The sequence below is a fragment of the Helicobacter monodelphidis genome, from assembly GCF_003288845.1.
Classification (GTDB): Bacteria; Campylobacterota; Campylobacteria; order Campylobacterales; family Helicobacteraceae; genus NHYN01.
The window spans coordinates 1-1,166 of record NZ_NHYN01000064.1; the positions used below are offsets into that span (position 1 = coordinate 1).

At 40.9% G+C, this 1,166-nt stretch carries 1 protein-coding gene; it reads left to right on the plus strand.

The genetic code is table 11. The features are described from left to right. A partial coding sequence (locus CCZ01_RS10560; RefSeq protein WP_181566399.1) for a hypothetical protein occupies positions 1–1,166 on the plus strand: 1,166 nt, incomplete at both ends.

The window sequence follows — 1,166 nt, forward strand, 5'->3', positions numbered from 1 at the left end:
ATGGTACATATACAGACTCATGGGGCTATCAAGCTATTAAAATTGACAATAACTCAACATCAGCAACCCTAACTTTAAATGGTAATGTTGCAGCAGATAAATTTGAGATTACTTCAGCAGGTGCAAACCTTAGAACACTCACAATCAATGGAGATTTAAAATACTCTTCAGCAAGTAATTATGATGTTGATGCAACTACAAGAGATGAAGTCAGTATTGACCTCAAAGATGCAACTCTTGGAACAAACATCAAACTTGGTGGCTTAAAAGTAGGACAAGGCACTGTTCAAATCACTGGTTCTCAAGGTTTAGATACCATTGAATTAGCAAAAGGTATCAATATGGATAGAATCAACTTGATTGGGTATACACCAGCTGGGAGTGCTAAGAATGCTACTACTGCTACTGCTACTACTGCCTTTACAGGTGTCGGTAGTGCTGGCACTACTTCTGCTGTAACTAAAACACTCACATTCACTGTTGGCACTACAACTGTTGAGATTTCAGCAACAGCTCCTACTGGTAAAACGATTACTGCTACAGAGATTGGGACCGTTGTTGTTAATGTGTTGAATGGTAGTGCACTCACTCAACCTGCTGCTGGAACAGTAACAGTCACTGTTGGTGGGGTTGCTTATCCGGCAACAGGAGGAACTGACCTCTTAACAGGATGGACTGCAAGTCAAGCTGCTGGTAAACTTACATTAACCCCTGATAATGCGACGACTACCATCCTTACTGGAAAGATTGGCTTTACTGGTGATTTAGCGGGTACTACTAATAGCATTACTTACACCGGCTATATCCCTGCAAATCCTGCTAAGAATGGAACATCTTATGTCAATGGACTCATCAGTAAGACTGGTGCAGATAGCAAAGCACACTATGATATTGATGGTAACTTCATCGATGTTGTGAAGAACTTCCAACTTAAGTATGATAATGTGGCATATACAGGTGCTAAAGATCTAGCCAGCAGTGCTGGACTAGCCACTGCTGATGCCTTATATAATTTCATTAGATTCACGGGCACAACAGGCTCAGGAGCTAGTGCTCTTGCTAAAAACGGTGGCAATACAGATGTCTTTACTATAAGAACAAACTTAACCACAGAACAACAGACTGCTGCGAATGCTATTACATTAGGAGATATGATTTATGCAGCA